We start from the raw sequence: 20505 nt of genomic DNA, 5'->3' as shown, positions 1-20505 counted from the left end.
ATGAATATACTAATTGCAGATGATGAGCCTTTAGAGCTTGAGCAAATGATTTATTTATTAAAGCCACATTTTCCAAACTGGACATTTTTTACTGCTCAAGATGCTTCACAGGCATTACAGCTAGCGAAAAAAAATCGTATGACTATCGCCTTTTTAGACATTCAAATGCCTGGAAAGGACGGCATCACTTTAAGCAAAGAATTAAAGCAGCTTTATAATTTAGACATCATTATGGTAACTGCCTTTCAATCCTTTGAATATGCCCAAAAAGCATTGCGTATCGGTGTGACAGACTATTTGACAAAGCCTGTTATTGCCAGTGAATTAGATGCCATTATTGAAAAATATAAAGTTTGGAGCTCAAATCACGATGCTATTCAAAGTGCTCTATCTTATATTCATGAAAATTATCATGACAAACTAAGCTTAAATAGTATTGCTGAAAAAATTCATTTAAATCCAAGCTACTTAAGTCGTAAATTTTTAGAAGAGCAGTCCATTGGGCTAAATGAATATATTAACAATTACCGTTTAGAAATGGCTGTTAAAAAAATGAATGACAACCATGATACAAGTATATCTGCCATTGCAGAGAGCTGTGGTTTTAATAGCCAGCATTATTTTAGTGTGGCATTTAAGAAAAAATACAATCAATCACCGCGGCAATTTAAGCTATCTCAACTATTTAAAGGACAATAACGCTATGACTTTCACTAAACGCTCACTTATCTTACCATTTGCAAGTCTTAGCACAGCGGCTGGTGTTATCGTATTATTAGCTCGTTGGATTCACGGGAATTTTTTCATTTCCTCACCTTCTGCCTTAATTTCATTTGGTTTGACAGCAGGTATTTGTTATCTATTAGCAATGGCTTTAGCTTTTATCATTCTTGGGATTTGTTTAAAGAAACACCATGTTCAGCACAATCAAAGCTTTTTATTAGCTACGATTCAAGAAAAGTTAAGTGGTCTAAATTTGAAATTTATTAAAGTATGCTATTTAGTTGTAGGATTTGAAATATGGCTTATTCAGTTAATTAGTATGAGTGTGCTATCAACGATTATGTTTCATATCCCTCTATATTTGACATTACCTTTCTTTCTAATTATCGTGGTATTGTTAGAACGATTCCTATCGCATCGTGGACTATTGTGGCTGGACAGTTTATTTATTATCGTGCTGTTTGCTTTACTTATCTTTATTCCCATTTATTATTTTGTGCAAAATGGTGCAAGTTCAGTATATGAGGGTATTCGCCTTTATCATCCATATTTACTTTACTTTAAAAATAGTTATATTTTATTGTTTTTTATCGTTATGCAGTTTGTCGTATTAGGACAAGTACTGTTTGATAAATCTACTTGGTATTTAATAGCCTTTATCAAACCTCAAAAGGTAAGAAGCAGCCTATTATCATCAGGCGTCATTTTAGCTTTATTAACCTTTTCATTTACAGCCATTTTAATGATTGCTTTATACAGCGGTGCTTATGGACAGTTCGAAATATTGATTTTAACCTTTTTATATGAAGTCCAGCCAGGGTTTCTGACATTGGCATTTTTGCTTTTTACACTGCTTGCTATACTCACAACATTGCTTGTAGAAATGCGTGCAACAAAGCCTTTTTTTACACATAAACGCTCCTACTACAGCTATATGATTGCGGTAATAATTGGATTGCTAGCCTTCGTGTTAACAGTAGATTTGACGATTTTAAGTGTTATTTATACATTTGCATTTCTTCATATTACGCTACTTCCCTTTGTTGTCGTATTATTATTTACGAAACGAAGCATCCATAAGCTGAGCTGGCTGGCGATGATTATTGCTTTGCTTAGCGGTGCTACGATTAGCCTAGCCTCTGAGGTGCTCTATGGACTAATCGTTAGCTTTATTATTTCTTGTATAGCTCAGCTCTCTTTACAAACAGAGGCCTGATTTGCTTTTCAGGTCCCTGTTAATGACAGCTAACACCTCCCATTCACTCACTGGCAATTTGTTTTGTAATAGTTATCTAGCTCTGTGCATTATCGCTTTTACTACATTTTCCATACAAGCTAAAATACTCGCTATTTTCCGTACCTTCAACTCCTGATAATAATAACCTCTCGATATGTAATAGGCAGTTCAAATAATGCAGTAGTTAATAGATTACGCTCATCTTGTTCAAGTACATTTTTTTCAGGTGTTTGCCTACTTGCACCAATATGCCATCTATCGAATAAGACATGATGTTTATTTTTCCAGCTTCTTAAGTAATCATGACTTTTATGTACCGTTATTTTTACTAAATATGTTCTTAATGATGCACATTGTTCAAAGCACTCCTGCTGGCGATAATAGGCAAAAAAAGACATCCTGCACAATTTCCTCTGTAACAGCCCAATCTTTCACATATAAACAAGCAACACGTAAACAATATTCTCCATGCTCTGCCATGATTGCTGCTAACTGTTCACTCAAATAAGCCCCCTCTTTTATCTATAGTCGTCAAAAATTTCGCTGTGGTTTCATAAACAATGAAAAAAGTGCCCAATGACTGGACACTTTCCCTCAATTATTTCGCTACAATATTGACTAACTTACCTGGAATCACGATGATTTTCACAATATTTTTACCAGCAAGATGCTCTTGTACTTTATCATCTGCTAGTGCAATTTTTTCAATCTCTTCTTGTGTTGCATCTTTCGCTACGATAATTTTCGCACGGACTTTTCCTGCAACCTGTACCGCTACTTCTACTTCTGCATCGATAAGTTTAGCTTCGTCATATGTTGGCCATTGTGCATATGTTAATGTTTCCTCATGACCTAATAGCTGCCATAGCTCCTCTGCAACATGTGGTGCAATTGGTGCTAATAGCTTCACAAAGCCTTCAGCATAAGCTGTTGGTAGTACATCCGCTTTATAGCAATCATTGATGAATACCATCATTTGTGAAATCGCTGTGTTGAAACGAATGCCTTCGTAATCCTCTGTCACCTTTTTCACTGTTTGATGATATGATTTTTCCAATGTTTTATCATCTGATGCTTGAATTTTTGCTGCTACTGAACCATCTTCATTGATAAATAGACGCCAAATACGGTCTAGGAAGCGACGTGCACCATCCAAGCCATTTGTTGACCATGCCACAGATGCCTCAAGAGGGCCCATAAACATTTCATAAAGACGTAATGTATCTGCGCCATGAGAAGTAATAATTTCATCTGGGTTCACAACATTGCCTTTTGATTTAGACATTTTTTCATTGCCTTCCCCAAGAATCATCCCTTGGTTGAATAATTTTTGGAATGGCTCTTTTGTATGCACAACACCTAAATCATACAGCACTTTATGCCAGAAGCGTGCGTATAGTAAATGTAGTACGGCATGCTCTGCACCACCGATATAAATATCTACAGGTAACCAGCGTTTTAATAGCTCTGAATCAGCAATCGCTTCTTTGTTTGTTGGATCAATATAACGTAAGAAGTACCAGCTTGAGCCTGCCCATTGTGGCATCGTATTTGTTTCACGACGACCTTTTTTGCCTGTCTCAGGGTCTACAACATTTACCCATTCTGCAATATTTGCTAATGGTGATTCTCCTGTACCAGACGGACGGATATTATCTGTTTTTGGTAGTATTAATGGCAATTCGGATTCAGGTACCGCTGTCGTTGTACCATCCTCCCAATGAATCATTGGAATTGGCTCACCCCAATAGCGTTGACGTGAGAATAACCAGTCACGTAGACGATAAGAAATTTTCTTTTGTCCAACACCTTTTTCCTCTAACCATTCAATCGCCTTTGCAATGCCATCTGCTTTATTTAAGCCATTAAGGAATTCAGAGTTAATGTGCTGACCATCCCCTGTAAAGGCTTCTGTCTCGATATCGCCACCTTCAAGTACAGCGACAATATCTAAACCGAATTCTTTCGCAAATTCATAGTCACGCTCATCATGCGCTGGAACCGCCATAATTGCACCAGTACCATAAGACACTAGCACATAATCAGCAATCCAAATCGGCACTTTTTTACCGTTGATTGGATTCACTGCATATGCACCTGTAAAGACGCCTGTTTTTTCCTTCGCTAAATCTGTACGCTCTAGGTCAGACTTCATTTTCACTTTTTCTAAGTAAGCCTCAACCGCTTCACGCTGCGCTGCTGTTGTAATTTGCTCCACCAATTTATGCTCTGGCGCAAGTACACAATAGGTTGCACCAAATAGTGTATCAGGACGTGTTGTAAAGACAGTGAAGTTTTCTGCTGTCCCATCCACTGCAAACGTCACCTCAGCCCCTTCAGAGCGACCAATCCAGTTACGTTGCATATCTTTAATAGATTCTGGCCAATCCACTTCTTCTAAGTCGTCAATTAAACGGTCTGCATAGGCTGTAATTTTGAGCATCCATTGCTTCATTGGACGACGCTCTACAGGATGCCCACCACGCTCTGACTTCCCATCAATAACCTCTTCATTCGCCAATACTGTGCCAAGTGCTGGGCACCAGTTAACCGCTACTTCATCAATATAAGCCAAGCCTTTATTATAAAGTTGAATAAAAATCCATTGTGTCCATTTATAATAATCAGGATCTGTTGTGTTAATTTCACGATCCCAATCATAGCTAAAACCTAATTCTTGAATTTGACGCTTAAATGTCGCAATATTTTTCGCTGTAAATTCAGCAGGGTCATTCCCTGTATCTAGCGCATATTGCTCTGCTGGTAAGCCAAATGCATCCCAGCCCATTGGATGTAATACATTATAGCCTTGCATACGTTTAAAGCGTGATAAAATATCTGTCGCTGTATAGCCCTCTGGATGTCCTACATGCAAACCTGCACCAGATGGATAAGGGAACATATCTAACGCATAAAACTTTGGTTTATCCGTTTCATTTTCAGTTTTGAATGTTTTATGGTCAGCCCAATATTGCTGCCATTTTTTCTCGATTTGCTGATGATTAAAGCTCACAATAATTCCTCCTTCAATTTCGTTTTAAATTGACGAAATATTTAAAAAATAAAAAAACTCGTCCCTCTCTTTATCAGAAAGGGACGAGAGAATCTACAGCTCCCGCGGTACCACCCAAATTAGTGATTACACTCAACTTTTAGCTTCTTTAACGCAGAAGAAACGGCACATCGGCAGACTCCGTAGGCAAGTTCAATTTGTTTTCCTGCTAGCTTCCACCAAACGCTAGCTCTCTATCAAGAACGACAAATTTACTACTCCTCATCACTGTCTTTTCATGTATTGCATTTATTCTAATGGAAAGCGAAAAAAAATACAAGCGTTAGTTTAATCCAGCGATATTCCTTGCTTTTTCAATGGATAATCATATACAAGACATGGAATAATCGCTAATAGGACAACAAACACTAAAATCGAAACAAGCATAATCATGCCAAATTGATCTACCATAATGCCTCCAAACAATGGACCAATCATCCGACCGATTGTAGCGGCACTATTAATGATACCTTGATAAAAGCCTTGTCGTCCTTTTGGTGCAAGCTGATTCGCAATCGTTGGCAATGCAGGTGTATAGAACATCTCACCGAAAGTTAAAACGACCATAGCCGCCGCAAACATTGTAAAGCTTTGCGCATAAACAATAATACCAAAAGAAGCCGCAATTAAGACAACCCCTAAAACCAACTGACGTTTTAATTGACCTTCCCAACGCTTCACAAGTGGTGCAATAAGCGGTTGCCCTAAAACAATCAGTAAGCCATTTATTGTCCATAATAAGCTATATTGCTTTAAACCAAGTCCTAAATCCTGTGTATAAGAAGAAATCGTTGCACTCCATTGTGAATAAGCTAGCCAGCATAACACAGAAGATACACTAATAATTAATAATGCGTAAAACGGTGCTTTATTAACAATTTTTTTACTTTCACTCACTACATTTTTCGGTGCAACACTATTATGATCCAATTGCTTAAACGTCAATAATGCAATGAAAAAGAACAGCGTATATAAACCTAGGTTCACTTTAAATATATAATCAAATTGATAATCTGCTACAATTCCTGCAAGTGCTGGTCCAATCGCTACACCGACATTTTGAGCTAAATAAATGGCATTGAAGGCTTTTCGTCCACCTTCTGGCCATGCCGAGCCTGCTAGTGCAAACATCCCTGGGAACACGATACCACCGCTAAAGCCAATAATCGTTAAAAACCATACATAATGCGGCCAGCCATGCCAAAACAATAAGCCAATTAAAGCACCAATCGTTAAAATAATGCCAAGCATAATCGATTTAAAGCCACCTATTCTATCAAATAAATAGCCACCTAAAAGATTGCCAAGTACACCTGCCGCTGAATTGAGCATCAAGACAAAGCCAGCCAGTGCAAGTGATTTCCCTAAATAATCATGTATATAAATAGCGTTTAAAGGCCATAAAAAAGAGCTGCCCATCGTATTCACGAGCATTCCAATCAATAAAAACCAAAGTTTTTTTGGCATGCGTTACCCTCCATTATTTCGTTACTCTAAACAATTAGTCTATGCCGAAATGAGTAAAAGTACAAGAAAAATAATTGTTGCACATGTGACGGAACGAATAGTACATGTTAAAATAGAGTGTTAGAGGAGTGAAATATCATGACAGAAATAAATTTCCCTTTTCCTTCCGATGGGAAAAGATATTATACATGGAATCGTTATTTACGCAATCACTTTGGGCATAAGGTTTTTAAAGTAGCACTTGATGCTGGCTTTGATTGCCCAAATCGTGACGGCACTGTTGCTTTTGGTGGCTGTACATTTTGTAGTGCGGCTGGCTCAGGCGATTTTGCAGGCAATAAGGTCGATCCGATTGACGTTCAATTTGCAGAAATCCGTGAGAAAATGCAGCAAAAATGGAAAGATGGCAAATCGATGGCCTATTTTCAAGCTTATACAAATACACATGCACCGCTACCAGTATTAAAGGAAAAATTTGAAGCGGCATTAGCACAGGAAGGTGTCATCGGCTTATCCATCGCCACACGCCCAGACTGCTTACCTGACGATGTTGTAGAGTACTTAGCAGAATTAAACACACGTACTTATTTATGGATTGAGCTTGGTTTACAAACTGTACATGAAAAAACAGCGAACCTCATTAATCGTGCTCATGATTATGCAACATATGTAGAAGGTGTAGAAAAACTACGCAAACATGGTATTCGTGTCTGTTCCCATATCATTAATGGGCTTCCACTTGAAGATTATGACATGATGATGGAAACAGCACGAGCAGTAGCTAAGCTCGACGTACAAGGCATTAAAATTCATTTATTACACCTACTCAAAGGAACACCCATGGTTAAACAATATGAGAAAGGGATGCTGGAATTTTTAGACCAAGATGTCTACACAAAACTGGTAGCCGATCAACTGGAAATTTTACCACCTGATATGGTCATTCATCGTATTACAGGTGACGGGCCAATTGATTTAATGATAGGACCAATGTGGAGTGTCAACAAATGGGAAGTGTTAAACGGTATCGATGCAGAGCTTGAACGCCGTGGAAGCTGGCAAGGGAAATTTTATCAAGCCGAGGTTTTAAAATGAAGCTACAGCGTGTTTTACAATATGCCCAACAGCTATTAAAAGAAACGATTACAGAAGGCGATACAGTGGTTGATGCAACAGCAGGCAATGGGCATGACACCTTATTTTTAGCACAGCTTGTTGGTGATACAGGGCAAGTATATGCCTTTGATGTCCAAAAAAGTGCCGTGGATGCGACACTTCACCGTTTATTAGATGCAGGCTTAGAGCATCGTGCTCTTATTTTACATCGTGGGCATGAGGAGCTAGCCAACCATGTACACAAAACAGTAGCCGCAGCCATTTTTAATCTTGGCTACTTACCTGGCAGTGATCACGATATTATTACAAAGCCTAATACAACAATACAAGCAATTGAAGCCTTACTAGCGCTCTTAAAAATTGGTGGCATTATTGTGCTTGTCATTTATCATGGACATTCAGGTGGGAAAGAAGAACGTGATGCGGTGATTAACTATGTAAGTCAGCTACCTCAGAAATATGTTCATGTATTAAAATATGAATTTCTAAACCAACAAAATGATCCCCCTTTTGTCATTGCTTTGGAGAAAATGAAAGAATTAAGTTAATCAATGTTAAAAGGTAGATTAGGAAAGCATTTTCCCAATCTACCTTACTTTTAACTATTATTTCTTGTTGCGCTTTTCATTATATTCAACCCAGAAATCAGCCCCTTTAATTCCTAACTCACGAGGATCGAACACAGGGTCTTTTCCTTCTTTTTTCTGTTTCTCATAATCTTTTAATGCTAAAATAGCAGGCTTCATAATAATTAAAATAGCTAGTACGTTAATCCATACCATTAATCCTAATCCAACGTCACCCATTGCCCAAGCAAGATCCGAAGTACGAACAGTTCCGTAAAAGGCTGTTACTAAAATAGCAATTTTTGCAACCCAGATAAAGATTTTCTCCATACTTCCCGAGAATAAATATGCCACATTCGTTTCAGCAATATAGTAATATGCCATAATAGTTGTAAAAGCAAAGAAGAATAATGCAATAGCTACGAATGGTGCACCAAAGCCTGGTAATGCTGTATCAACCGCATATTGTGTATAGGCTGCACCTTCTTTAATACCTTTTGCAAACGTCATTTGTTCTTCGCCACTTAAACCACCTTGATTGAATTCACCAATATGAATATAACGATTTGCATCATCTACGTCTACTTTTTCATTCTGAACATTGTACATACCTGTAAATAAAATCATGAATGCTGTAGCTGAACATACTAATAATGTATCGATGTAAACAGATGCTGCTTGCACAATTCCTTGTTTAGCAGGATGTGAAACTTCTGCGGCTGCCGCTGGATGTGCGCCAGTTCCTTGACCAGCTTCATTGGAATAAATTCCACGCTTAACACCCCATGCAATAGCGGAACCGATAATACCACCAAATACTTCTTGTGCTCCAAATGCACTTGAGAAAATTAAGCTAATAACTGCTGGAATTTCGCTAATATTCATACAGATAATAACAACTGCCATTAAAATATATGCTAATGCCATGAATGGAACAATTATTTGTGCAGCATTTGCAATTGATTTTACCCCGCCAATAATAATAGCACCTAGTAGTACAGCAATAATAAGCCCAGTAATCCAAGGTTCAATATTGAAAGCGTTTTCAACAGCACCTGCAATTGCATTCGATTGAACACCTGGCATTAAGATTAGCATAGCAATTAATGCAGCTACTGCGAATATAACACCAAACCATCTTTGCCCCATCCCTTTTTCGATATAAAAGGCTGGACCGCCACGATATTCTGTGTCTTTCTCTTCCTTGTAAATTTGAGCTAATGTAGATTCCACATATGCTGTCGCAGCACCAATAAAGGCAATTGCCCACATCCAAAATACTGCACCAGGACCACCCATTCCAATTGCTGTAGCTGTACCTGCAATATTACCAGTACCTACACGACCTGATAATGCAATGGACATCGCTTGGAATGATGAAATACCTTTCTCTGATTTTTCCCCTTTGAACATTAAAATAACCATATCTTTAATGTGTCGTACTTGTAGGAATCGCGTAAGAATTGAAAAGAAAAGTCCGATTAATAAAATACCATAAATAAACCATGGTCCCCAAAAAAGTTCATTTAATTTTCCTACAATTATTTCCATTTTATCCCTCCCCAATAAAAATTTCCTTGCTATAGGTCAATATATTATTATATTTTTCTGAAGATTACAATATTATTTCCAAAAATAAATATAAGAAAAAAAGCATCCATATACTGGATGCTTTTTTCTATTCAATAATATAGCCGATTCTTCGTAATGCATTATTAATAAAATCACGTGTATACATAAAAATTTCTTCACGCTCTACTTCGTGAAATAAATTATGATAACAATTTGCCCATTCTTTATATTGAAATTCAGAGAGGTCCTGTTGATTTAACCAATGGCGAGCTTGCTTACTATCAGATATCGCATCCTTTTCAGCCGTCATCAGCAAAACAGGTATCGTCGGAAATTCTACTTTTGGCATTAAAATGAGCTGGCGCATCATTTGTTGCAGCTCGCGATACCATTTAACTGAAACAGTTGATTTAAAGGATACCTCATCTTTCATTTCTTCTTTTCCTTCCACACTGCGAGTTAATTTATTCGGATGGACCGCATGTGTTAATTTCATATTAGCTGTGAGTGCACTTAAGCTTGTTAAGGCATTCGACAATTTCCCTGGCAGCAATTTTAAATTTAACCATGGCGACGTTAAAATTAAACCTGCACATTCGTATTTATATTTATACATAGCCTGTAATAATAATGTTGCACCTAATCCATGACCGATTAAAAAAACAGGTAAATTATATGAAAAAGCATTTTCAATCAAATGTTTTGTATATTTATAATAGGTTTGAAAATCTTCATCATGGACACGTGAAAATTTCGCATTCACACCATGATTCGGTAAATCCCCCATAACTATGTGAAAACCTTCTAATCTTAACTTTTCTATTAGCCACGCATACCAGCGATGATTTTCATATGCACCGTGCATAATCGCAATCACAGCCTTCGCTTGTCCATCAACTTCCCACTTCCACATTCACATAGTCCTCCTCATTCACTACACCTTGACCATCTTGCTAGTGGTCACCAAAAGCTATATCTTTATCAACAATATATTGCTAAATCAAAATCAAATTACTTAATTATTATATCGCAATATGTAACAAATCTTTCAGTTTATATTTGCATAAAGTACCGCATTTGATACGATATATAGTACATCATTTCAAGAAAAGAGGCGATTCATATGATTTATCCATTTAAAGACAAACAGCCCAATATCGACCCATCTGTTTTTATTGCTGACTATGCCACCATTACAGGTGATGTGACGATTGGTGCTCACACAACAATTTGGTTTAATACGGTCATTCGAGGTGACGTTTCTCCAACAATTATTGGAGAACGTGTCAGCATTCAAGATCTTTGTTGTTTACATCAAAGCCCCAAATATCCACTAATCATTGAAGATGAAGTAACGGTTGGTCATCAAGTCACTTTACATAGCTGTACGATTCGCAAAAATGCTTTAATTGGTATGGGGTCTATCATATTAGACGGCGCAGAAATCGGGGAAGGTGCATTTATTGGTGCTGGTAGTCTCGTACCTCCGGGTAAAGTAATTCCACCCAATTGTTTAGCATTAGGTCGTCCTGCTACAGTTGTACGTGAGCTGAATAAAGAAGATAAAAAAGATATGGAACGTATCGTACGAGAATATGTAGAAAAAGGGCAATATTATAAATCTCTACAGGCTGAAAAAAAATAGAAGGGGCGCACATGTCCCCTTCTCTTCTTATTGTGCAGCTAAACTTGCTTTCGCTTTTAATTCTTCTGCTTTATCTGTTTGCTCCCACGGTACATTTAAGTCTGTACGACCAAAATGCCCGTATGCTGCTGTTTGTTTGTAAATAGGGCGACGTAAATCTAGCATTTTAATAATGCCTGCTGGACGTAAATCAAATAACTCACGTACCCAATTCACGATGTCGCTTTCTTTTACTTTTCCTGTACCAAATGTATCAACAGCAATCGATACTGGCTGTGCTACACCAATTGCATAAGCTAGTTGTACTTCTGCACGCTCTGCTAAACCAGCTGCTACAATATTTTTGGCTACATAACGGGCCGCATAAGCTGCTGAACGGTCAACTTTGGTTGCATCCTTACCAGAGAATGCACCACCACCATGACGTGCATAGCCACCGTATGTATCTACGATGATTTTACGACCTGTTAAACCAGCATCTCCTTTTGGTCCACCGATAACAAAACGTCCTGTTGGATTAATGAAATACTTTGTATCTGCATCAAGTAATTCACTTGGTACAACTTCCGCAATCACTAATGCTTTTAAATCCGTTTTAATTTGCTCCAATGTTACTTCTTCATCATGTTGTGTCGAAATAACAATTGTATCTACACGTACTGGTACGTTATTTTCATCATATTCTACTGTTACTTGTGTTTTACCATCTGGACGTAAGTATGGCAATGTACCTGTTTTACGTACCTCTGTTAAACGACGTGCTAATTTATGTGCTAAGCTAATTGGCAATGGCATAAGCTCTGGTGTTTCATTACATGCATAGCCAAACATTAATCCTTGGTCACCTGCACCAATTGCTTCAATCGCTGCATCTGTCATCGAACCTTCACGTGCCTCTAATGCTTGGTCAACCCCTTGCGCAATATCAGGTGATTGTTCACCAATTGCCACAAGAACGGCTAAATTTTCTGCATCGAAGCCATATTTCCCTCGTGTATAGCCAATTTCTGCTACTGTATCACGCACAATTCCTTTAATATCTACATATGTAGATGTACTAATTTCTCCAGCTACTAATACTAATCCTGTTGTAACAGTTGTTTCACACGCTACACGTGCATTTGGATCCGCTGCTAAAATAGCATCTAAAATAGCATCTGAAATTTGGTCACAAATTTTGTCTGGATGTCCTTCTGTCACACTTTCTGATGTAAACAGTCTACGGTTTGTCATTTGGTTTTCCTCCTATTAATAACTCATATCATATAGTTTTGAATACGGTACTCATTACCCATGTCAAGTCCGCTCCTAAGGATTGAACTTTCAAGCCGTTGTTACTGTTGCTTTTAACACGAGGATTTAGAAAAAATCACTAATCACTATTTTTTGACAATAAAAAAATCCTTTTCCCACGTTTACTATACATGAGGAAAGGAATAATGACTGTGTAACCTTTCACTCTTATCGTTCAAGGGCTGTTCCCTTGCATCAGGTTGGCACCAACGCATGTCGTGAATGTTCATGCAGGTTGCCGGGTTTCATAGGGCCTGACCCTCCACCAGCTCGGGATAAGAGTATCCGTTCAATAAATTATATTACGGAAAAGGTCGAACATTGTCAATTATTTATTCGCAGCATTATTCGTAACACAAAACTACTAACAACAAACACATAATATTCAAATAATACTGAATTTATTTTTATTCTAAAATATAAACCTTTCCACATGTAATAAATACTATTGTAGCGACAAATGCTTTTTTACATGAAAGCGAAATATCAAGTATACTCGCAATCCATCGCTACTCGTACAAATAATTGTAGCAACTAAAACAACAAACAACTATTTATATTGTCGAATTAAAATATATGTAAATTATTATTGTAATTCAAACAAAATCATCCTTAATTGTGGTAAGATAATCTTTGTTCTCAGACTTCTGTAAACGCATTCAATGTTGATTACAATAATTTATGCTCGTTTATTTGATTTTTTGTATTTCCTATGTCATTCATTATTGATGTAAATACTTTATACACTCTATTAACAAGCACCTATTTAGATATTGAATTTCTCATTTTGTTCATGGAAGTTTTAAAATAAATTTTTAATTAGTATAGACTATTTAGGTAATTGTGTTATACTATTTTTAAATTTAGGAAACAATCCCTTGCATATTGTAGGGAATATTATAAAAAAGGATGGTATTAATCGATGAATTCAGTAGAAATTACAAATGAACTGAAGGAATTATTAAGCGGAGGGAATATTCATGTTCAACTTTCCGTACCACAATTAATTGAAAAAGCTACATCTCGTGGAGAAGCAATGTTAACAGTGGATGGTGCGCTGCGTGCTGAAACTGGAAAATACACAGGTCGTTCTCCTAAAGATAAATATATGGTAGAAGAAGCAAGCACTAAAGATCAAATTGACTGGGGTAAAATAAACCAACCAATTTCATCTGAAATATTTAATAACTTATATGTAAAAGTTGTGAAATATTTAAAAGAGCGTGACGAATTATTTGTATTCAATGGCTTTGCAGGTGCTGATAAAGACTCACAATTAAGCATCCAAGTCATCAATGAATACGCTTGGCACAATCTTTTCGCCCATCAATTATTTATCCGTCCAACACAAGAAGAGTTAACAACACATGTGGCTGATTTCACTATTATTTCAGCACCTAACTTTAAAGCAGACCCTGCCGTTGATGGCACCGCTTCTGAAACATTCATCATTGTATCATTAGAGAAAAAGATTATTTTAATCGGTGGTACAGAATATGCTGGTGAAATTAAGAAATCGGTTTTTGGTATTATGAACTATTTACTACCACAGCAAGGTATTTTCCCAATGCACTGTTCTGCTAATGTAGGTGAAGCAGGTGATGTAGCACTATTCTTCGGTTTATCAGGCACTGGTAAAACGACTTTATCTGCTGATGCTGATCGTAAATTAATCGGTGATGATGAGCATGGCTGGTCTGATAACGGTGTATTCAACATTGAGGGCGGCTGTTATGCAAAAACAATCAATCTTTCTGCTGAAAAAGAGCCTGAAATTTATAATGCCATTCGTTTTGGCTCTGTATTAGAAAATGTAGTTGTGGACGCTGAAACACGTATTTGTGACTATGATGATGGTTCATTAACTGAAAATACACGTGTTGCTTATCCAATTCAATTTATCGATAATATTGTTGACCCATCCATTGCAGGTCATCCAAAAACAATCATCTTTTTAACAGCCGATGCTTTTGGTGTATTACCTCCAATCAGCAAGCTAACAAAAGAACAAGCAATGTACCACTTCCTAAGTGGATTCACATCTAAACTTGCAGGTACAGAGCGTGGTGTCACAGAGCCAGAACCAGTATTTTCAACATGCTTTGGTTCTCCGTTCTTACCATTGCCAGCAACTGTCTATGCTGAGCAATTAGGTCAAAAAATTGACGAGCATGGTTCACAAGTATTTTTAGTGAACACAGGCTGGACTGGTGGAGAGTATGGCGTAGGTTCTCGTATGAAACTTGCCTACACACGTGCAATGATTCACGCTGCAATTGAAGGTAAATTAAACAATGTAGAGACGACTCAAGATGCTGTATTCGGTTTACATATCCCTACAGTAATTGAAGGTGTGCCATCAGAAGTGTTAAACCCTCGTGATGCTTGGGCTGACAAAGAAGCATACGATGTAAAAGCACAAGAGCTTGCTCGTTTGTTCAATAACAATTTCCAAAAATTCGCTGATGTTTCAGAAGCTATTACGAAGCTTGGCGGTCCATTACAATAAGACAATCAAACAGAGGAGTGCCCTTAATGGCCTCCTCTTTTTTGCGCCTTCATCCATCGACATAATTTATGGACTACTTGTAAATTAATCATTGTTGGGAAAAAGTGTGTCAATCGCTCATAATACCATGTTTCATATACTTTATAGGTCTTCTGTAAATGCTGTTCAAGCTGTCTTGCATGTCCCATATCCACATTTTCATCCTGTGTGCCGTGAATAATCAGCACAGGTGCTTCAATGGCTGTGATATCAAACAATGGCGTTCTTTTATGGTAGGCTTCTGGTACACGATTCGGGCTGCCACCAACTACCCGCTTTAACATACGACGCATATCAATTCGTTCCCAATAGGTGGCTGTAGCATCAGATACACCAGCCCATACCACAACAGACGTAATATCACTGCGTAAAATCGCTGTCCAAAGTGCCATCAACCCACCACGTGAAAAGCCAAAAACATGAATGGCGTTACTACAGTAGTGCTTTAACACATCTACTGCATATACCGCATCATAACGGTCCTGCCCTGCAAATTCATCTCGTCCCTCGCCCCCCCGATTACCGCGATAATAGGGTGCAAAGACAACAAATCCTTGCATCGCAAATTGGGCAATACGTGAAGGTCTTACCATCCCAATATTTTGCATACCGCCACGCAAATACAAAAAGCCATCATAGTTGCCTGCTTCTTTCGGCTCTGCTAATAAGCCTTTTACACGTAGTCCCTGCGAATAGTAAGTCACTTCTGTTAACCGTACCTTGGCATTTGGTGAAGGGTATGGACGTGTTGCGACAATTTCACCATTTCTCATGTTGCTGTAATACCTCCAACATTTTGTGCATCCCTTCATCCTGCATATGAAAGCTTAATTGTGGATGATTTACAAATTCTTCATCAGTTAGCCATACCATACCAGCTGTCTCTAAATCAAATGCAATCTCTTCCTGTCCTGCAAATTGTGCTGTAAATACAGTCTTTGCAAATACAACCTTATCATGCACAGCATATTCCGCGAACCATGTTAGATTTTTTGCATGGACACCTGTTTCCTCGAACACTTCACGTATGGCGGCTTGCTCTAATGTTTCGCCAGCTTCCACCTTACCACCTGGCACTTCCACACCACGCTGCTTATGAATGGTACAAAGCCACTTATTTTCATGCTTTAAAAATACAAGTACATGCTTTGGCTCAATAGCAAATTCACCTTTTGTAAAACTTAAATCGACTTGTAAGCCATGTAAATCAGTAAATGACAACATTTTATTCAACCCCTTTAAACTAACAAACGTGACTTCATGTCGCTTGAAGTCACGCTCTTACATCTATTATATAATTTGTTGCCCATCAAAATAAACTGTTGGGCTTTTCACAACACAATCAATATGCACATCTGCCTCATTGGCTCCACCAAATGAAGCATTGCTACCAAATGCAATATGAATCGTACCATATACTTTTTCGTCCTCTAACACATTTCCACATAAAATAGCACTTTTATTAGCACCAATACCGAATTCCGCAATCACACGTCCATTTCCTTCACCTAATAAAGTAAGCAGCTTTTCTCCATCTGGACCGATTGCTTCCTCTAGTCGACCGTTGCGAATTTTTAATAATAGTGGTTCTGCCAATACACCAATATTAGCAATCGAACCATCCACTAAAATATCTCCATTAGCAGAAGATTCAATCGGTGCAATATAAGCTTCCCCAGAAGGAATATTACCATAATCACCTGCATTGCGCACAATGCCTGTCGAATGAATGCCTGAGCGATTTTCCAAATTGAAGGTTAACTCATAGCCATCCTTCACAATGCGTACATCTTTTGCTGAATCAAGTAATTGAACATAGTCTTCCACAAGTGCCTCAATTTCCTTTGTATCCCCATGCAATGCACCTTGCTCTAGCATCGAAAAAGTCACTCCTGGCATTGTTGCCACTCGTCCACCTTGTTCACATGCCTTTTTACGAGCGACCGTATGTGTTAATGAATGCGAAGTAATACATAGTGTCACATCGACATTTGCCATCAGTGAAGCAATCGCTGGAATTGGCTCCTGTCCTGATTTTTGCAACAAAGGCATAACGACCAGTAATGTATGATCTGTTATTGCCAATCCTGCCTCGTAAAATACGTTGGCAACCTCTTGCTTATGAATATCCGTTAAAATGAGCAATGTTTCTGATGGCTGAACATGTAAATTCCCTTTCAAAACAGTTAATGCAATGTTATGTAAATGCTGCATAATCGTAGCTCCTTAATTAAAATTCAAATGATAACGGTAAATGATTCCTTCAATTTCTCGCTTTGCTTGTGCTAATGGCTCTAACACTTCATCAATGCGCTGTTCTGTAAAGCGATAAATAGGGCCTGATACTGTTACAGAGGCAACTACTTGATTGTCACCATTGAAAATAGGCATTGCTAGTGCCATCACATCATTTGTATATTCACTTTGGCTCACTGCATACCCACATGCTCGGATTTTTTGTAATTCAGCTCGAATGGCTTGTGCATCTGTCATTGTATTATTTGTGTAAGCTGTTAATGGTCTATCAATTACTTCTGCAATTTGCGCTTCACTTAAAAAGGCTAGCATTGAGCGATAAGAAGCTCCTACATAAAGTGGTGTTCGACTTCCTCTTGAAACAGAAAATTTCACTTTATTTAACGGCTCAACTTTTAACAATGTCAGTGCTTCCAAGCCATTCAACACTGTAAAAATCGCTGTTTCTCCTGTCGCTTCCTGTAATTTTTCAAGAATTGGTATACATAGTTGATCAATATTCAATGAATCATACATGTTCATACCCATTTCCCACAAAGCAATACCAAGTGAATATTTTTTTGTCACAGGGTCTTTCGTAATAAAGCCATTCATTTCAAATGTTTCTAAAATTCGATACAAATTTGTATGATTTAGATTCATTGCCATAGCTAGTTCACGTCCACCCCATGTTGGCTTTTCTTTCGTAAACATTCTTAAAACAGCAATGGATAAATTTAAGGTTTTTAGCATCTCTCTCGCATCCTTTTAATCTATTTATATTGTGTAGTCACCTCTATACACATCTACAAAAGCAAGAGAGAGAGCTCTCCCTTACTTTTGATATAAGAAATCAATGGCAGCCGCAATATATACCTTTGCACAGCGAACAATATCCTCAACTAATACTTTTTCGTTGTAGCCATGAATACTTGGCAAATAGGCTGGACCATATTGTAAAACGGGGATATCATATTGTCTAAAATGTCGTGCATCACTGCTCGCCCACTGCATCACACCATAAGCTTCTCGCTCTGTCACAAACGAGATATTATCGACAATTGCTTGACATACAGGGTCCTGTGCAGATGTATAGTTTGCCACACTTTTAAAGCCAAAACGTTTAATGGAATAATCAATGTTGAGTGCATCCAATTTTTGTGCCAAAATAGCTGTGACCTCTTCCTGTGTAATACCAAATGGTAAACGACAATCCACTTGCACTTTACAATAATCAGGAATAACGTTCGACTTTGTTCCCCCTTCAATTGTACCAATATTTACAGTAATTTTCTCTAATACTTCTTGATATTTCAAGCGATCTTTTTCAACTTCACGCATATATTTTTTAGATACTTCGATTAATGGCTGCACTTCTTCTGGAATTTGAATCGATAAATCCCACAATGTACGAATTTCTTCAATGGCACGAATGGCATCGACAATGGCATTATGACCAGCTAGTGGTGATAAACTTCCATGCCCTGGCTCTCCACGCACTTCTAATTCAAACCAATAGGAGCCCTTTTGTCCAATCGTCGGATTTAAAGGTGATGAAGGCTCAGCAATCAAACAGCCATCCCCTTTGACTAAACCACGCTCTAACAGCCAAGGGACACCGAATTCACCACCCGTTTCTTCATCTGGTACAATGGCTAATGTCAATTTTCCTGGTAGCTCAATATTTAATTTTTTCAGCATTTTCGTTGCAAAAATAATACCCGCTAGCCCTGCTTTCATATCACTTGCACCACGTCCAAGCATCCAGCCATCTTTTACCTCACCTGAAAATGGATCGAAATCCCATTTGGATAAATCACCAACAGGTACAACATCTGTATGTCCACAATAAATGAGCTCTTTACCATCATCATTGCCAATTGACGCTACTAAATTAAACATTTTATCAGCAGATTCATATTTTTCATAAGGAATATGGACCTCATTTAAATAATTTTCAATAAAAGCTGTAATCTCTGTCGTATCTCCTGGTGGATTGACACTTGGAATTTGAATGAGCTTTGAACAAAAATCAATGAGCTCATCTTGATGTTTTTCTACTTCATCGATTAATTGAAGCTTTAGCTCCTGTAAATTATGCATGGATTTATACCTCCATTCCTTTTGTTTGCAAATGCTTCATACTACCATATAAACTTTCCATTAATGTGAATTGTTGCTCATCATAGAAAGCACATTTATTTGCTCCATATGCTTTAGCCACTTCTAGTGCAAATCGAACAGCTTCTTCAACATCAAACATATGCGTAGCACCTGTTGCACAGCCTGCTACTGCTGCTTCTGTCGTAATCGCTACTCCCACAACTGGACTAGTTGTCGCTACTGCTGGCTGTAAAATACTATTAATATGATATAAGCCATTGCCATATGGTGTAATATCTTGCATCGTAATCGGCAAAATAACAGGTGCGATACCTGCCGATTGCTTGTAAATATGCAATAAATCATCACTAATTTTTAAAATGTAGCCCTCTTTAACTGTTGGTGTAATCGCAAATCCCTTATGATTACATACTTGATTGCCCTTTGTTGTATCAATCGATAAAATGGCGTCCATTGCTGGATCAATTTCATGCTCATTCATCACACCAATATCGACAGGCGAATCCATAAATGGTACTGGATCATGTGGTAATGTTGGGGCTGTTGGGCAAATATGCGTTGTGAAAATGACATCGCCCTCTAATTGATCTCCCTTTAAAGTCATATCCATCGCTTTAGCAGCACTTGCCATACATGCTAATGCACCATCACCATCCGAAACAAAGCCCACCATTTCAGGTCGTGCACCAATACCACCTAAACGGCCAATAATACCTAATGTAGGTGCACTTCCACCAGAGGATTTACCATTCTTGCCAGGTAGAACGACCTTCACGAAATCAGTCGAGCCATTTTTTCCTTCAATGGTCTTTACTGTCACATCTACATTTGGATTAATCGCCTGTAAATAGCCTTTTATCGCTTCTCCATCGACATAAATACTGTCCATTATTTCGTATAGCTCCATCACATGTTTTAATGACATAA

Annotated in this window: 19 protein-coding genes, 1 riboswitch and 1 other annotated feature; of the genes, 6 read left to right on the top strand and 13 right to left on the bottom strand. The window is 37.9% G+C overall.

The window, feature by feature from the left end:
- Both OPF91_RS06560 and OPF91_RS06555 read left to right on the top strand, forming a co-directional pair.
- Entirely contained in the window at positions 1-699 is a 699-nt protein-coding gene (locus OPF91_RS06560; protein WP_264987930.1) for a response regulator transcription factor, read from the top strand.
- A gap of 4 nt (positions 700-703) precedes the next feature.
- Positions 704-1939 (top strand): permease, encoded by a 1236-nt coding sequence (locus OPF91_RS06555; protein ID WP_264987929.1) that lies wholly within the window; start codon positions 704-706, stop codon positions 1937-1939.
- Positions 1940-2085: 146 nt separating this feature from the next.
- Here OPF91_RS06555 and OPF91_RS06550 read toward each other — a convergent pair whose 3' ends face one another.
- The 4 genes from OPF91_RS06550 to OPF91_RS06535 all read right to left on the bottom strand — a co-directional run bounded on the left by OPF91_RS06550 (position 2086) and on the right by OPF91_RS06535 (position 6479).
- On the bottom strand, positions 2086-2358 hold the full coding sequence (locus OPF91_RS06550) for a hypothetical protein (RefSeq protein ID WP_264987928.1): 273 nt from the start codon (positions 2356-2358) through the stop codon (positions 2086-2088).
- Positions 2318-2464, bottom strand: a complete 147-nt coding sequence (locus OPF91_RS06545; RefSeq protein ID WP_264987927.1) for a hypothetical protein — start codon at positions 2462-2464, stop codon at positions 2318-2320. Before OPF91_RS06545 ends, OPF91_RS06550 begins: the two co-directional genes overlap by 41 nt.
- A gap of 94 nt (positions 2465-2558) precedes the next feature.
- The gene (gene leuS / locus OPF91_RS06540; RefSeq protein ID WP_264987926.1) at positions 2559-4973 is read right to left on the bottom strand and encodes a leucine--tRNA ligase; all 2415 of its coding nucleotides are present in this window, start codon (positions 4971-4973) and stop codon (positions 2559-2561) included.
- 76 nt (positions 4974-5049) lie between these two features.
- Positions 5050-5250, bottom strand: a binding site (T-box leader).
- A gap of 50 nt (positions 5251-5300) precedes the next feature.
- Positions 5301-6479: an MDR family MFS transporter gene (locus OPF91_RS06535; protein ID WP_264987925.1), complete on the bottom strand. Its 1179-nt coding sequence runs from the start codon at positions 6477-6479 to the stop codon at positions 5301-5303.
- A gap of 138 nt (positions 6480-6617) precedes the next feature.
- Here OPF91_RS06535 and mnmL point away from each other — a divergent pair, with 138 nt between their 5' ends.
- Both mnmL and mnmM read left to right on the top strand, forming a co-directional pair.
- Complete coding sequence (gene mnmL, locus OPF91_RS06530; RefSeq protein ID WP_264987924.1) at positions 6618-7574, top strand: tRNA modification radical SAM protein MnmL/YtqA; 957 nt, start codon at positions 6618-6620, stop codon at positions 7572-7574.
- Complete coding sequence (mnmM, locus tag OPF91_RS06525) at positions 7571-8143, top strand: tRNA 5-(aminomethyl)-2-thiouridylate-methyltransferase MnmM (protein WP_264987923.1); 573 nt, start codon at positions 7571-7573, stop codon at positions 8141-8143. Before mnmL ends, mnmM begins: the two co-directional genes overlap by 4 nt.
- A 57-nt stretch (positions 8144-8200) precedes the next feature.
- Here mnmM and OPF91_RS06520 read toward each other — a convergent pair whose 3' ends face one another.
- Positions 8201-9712 carry an alanine/glycine:cation symporter family protein gene (locus OPF91_RS06520; protein WP_264987922.1) on the bottom strand — a complete coding sequence of 504 codons (1512 nt, stop codon included), beginning with the start codon at positions 9710-9712 and terminating at the stop codon, positions 8201-8203.
- Positions 9713-9839: 127 nt separating this feature from the next.
- Positions 9840-10646 (bottom strand): alpha/beta hydrolase, encoded by an 807-nt coding sequence (locus tag OPF91_RS06515; RefSeq protein WP_264987921.1) that lies wholly within the window; start codon positions 10644-10646, stop codon positions 9840-9842.
- Positions 10647-10856: 210 nt separating this feature from the next.
- On the opposite strand from OPF91_RS06515, the gene OPF91_RS06510 reads away from it, so the two are divergent.
- Positions 10857-11378 carry a gamma carbonic anhydrase gene (locus OPF91_RS06510; protein WP_264987920.1) on the top strand — a complete coding sequence of 174 codons (522 nt, stop codon included), beginning with the start codon at positions 10857-10859 and terminating at the stop codon, positions 11376-11378.
- Between the two features lie 27 nt (positions 11379-11405).
- Here the strand turns inward: OPF91_RS06510 and metK are convergent, their stop codons facing one another.
- A complete protein-coding gene (metK, locus tag OPF91_RS06505; protein ID WP_264987919.1) occupies positions 11406-12611 on the bottom strand; it encodes a methionine adenosyltransferase in 1206 nt (401 codons plus the stop codon).
- A gap of 225 nt (positions 12612-12836) precedes the next feature.
- A riboswitch (SAM riboswitch) is annotated at positions 12837-12953 on the bottom strand.
- A gap of 640 nt (positions 12954-13593) precedes the next feature.
- Between metK and pckA the strand changes: the two genes are divergently transcribed.
- Positions 13594-15180 (top strand): phosphoenolpyruvate carboxykinase (ATP), encoded by a 1587-nt coding sequence (gene pckA, locus OPF91_RS06500; protein WP_264987918.1) that lies wholly within the window; start codon positions 13594-13596, stop codon positions 15178-15180.
- A gap of 23 nt (positions 15181-15203) precedes the next feature.
- On the opposite strand, the gene OPF91_RS06495 is transcribed toward pckA, so the two are convergent.
- The 6 genes from OPF91_RS06495 to OPF91_RS06470 all read right to left on the bottom strand — a co-directional run bounded on the left by OPF91_RS06495 (position 15204) and on the right by OPF91_RS06470 (position 20503).
- The gene (locus OPF91_RS06495; protein WP_264987917.1) at positions 15204-15992 is read right to left on the bottom strand and encodes an alpha/beta hydrolase family protein; all 789 of its coding nucleotides are present in this window, start codon (positions 15990-15992) and stop codon (positions 15204-15206) included.
- Complete coding sequence (locus tag OPF91_RS06490) at positions 15979-16443, bottom strand: NUDIX domain-containing protein (RefSeq protein WP_264987916.1); 465 nt, start codon at positions 16441-16443, stop codon at positions 15979-15981. Before OPF91_RS06490 ends, OPF91_RS06495 begins: the two co-directional genes overlap by 14 nt.
- A 66-nt stretch (positions 16444-16509) precedes the next feature.
- A complete protein-coding gene (locus tag OPF91_RS06485; protein WP_264987915.1) occupies positions 16510-17433 on the bottom strand; it encodes an aminopeptidase in 924 nt (307 codons plus the stop codon).
- A 12-nt stretch (positions 17434-17445) separates the two neighbouring features.
- The gene (locus tag OPF91_RS06480) at positions 17446-18207 is read right to left on the bottom strand and encodes an IclR family transcriptional regulator (protein WP_264987914.1); all 762 of its coding nucleotides are present in this window, start codon (positions 18205-18207) and stop codon (positions 17446-17448) included.
- An 81-nt stretch (positions 18208-18288) separates the two neighbouring features.
- Positions 18289-19557 (bottom strand): M20 family metallopeptidase, encoded by a 1269-nt coding sequence (locus tag OPF91_RS06475; RefSeq protein WP_264987913.1) that lies wholly within the window; start codon positions 19555-19557, stop codon positions 18289-18291.
- A gap of 4 nt (positions 19558-19561) precedes the next feature.
- Entirely contained in the window at positions 19562-20503 is a 942-nt protein-coding gene (locus tag OPF91_RS06470; RefSeq protein WP_264987912.1) for a DUF1177 domain-containing protein, read from the bottom strand.
- Positions 20504-20505 lie beyond the last annotated feature (2 nt).

Origin of the sequence: Lysinibacillus piscis (genome assembly GCF_026012395.1) — a bacterium.
GTDB lineage: Bacteria > Bacillota > Bacilli > Bacillales_A > Planococcaceae > Lysinibacillus > Lysinibacillus piscis.
The sequence above is the reverse complement of the archived record's forward strand: the minus strand, read 5'-3'. Positions and strand labels throughout refer to the sequence as shown.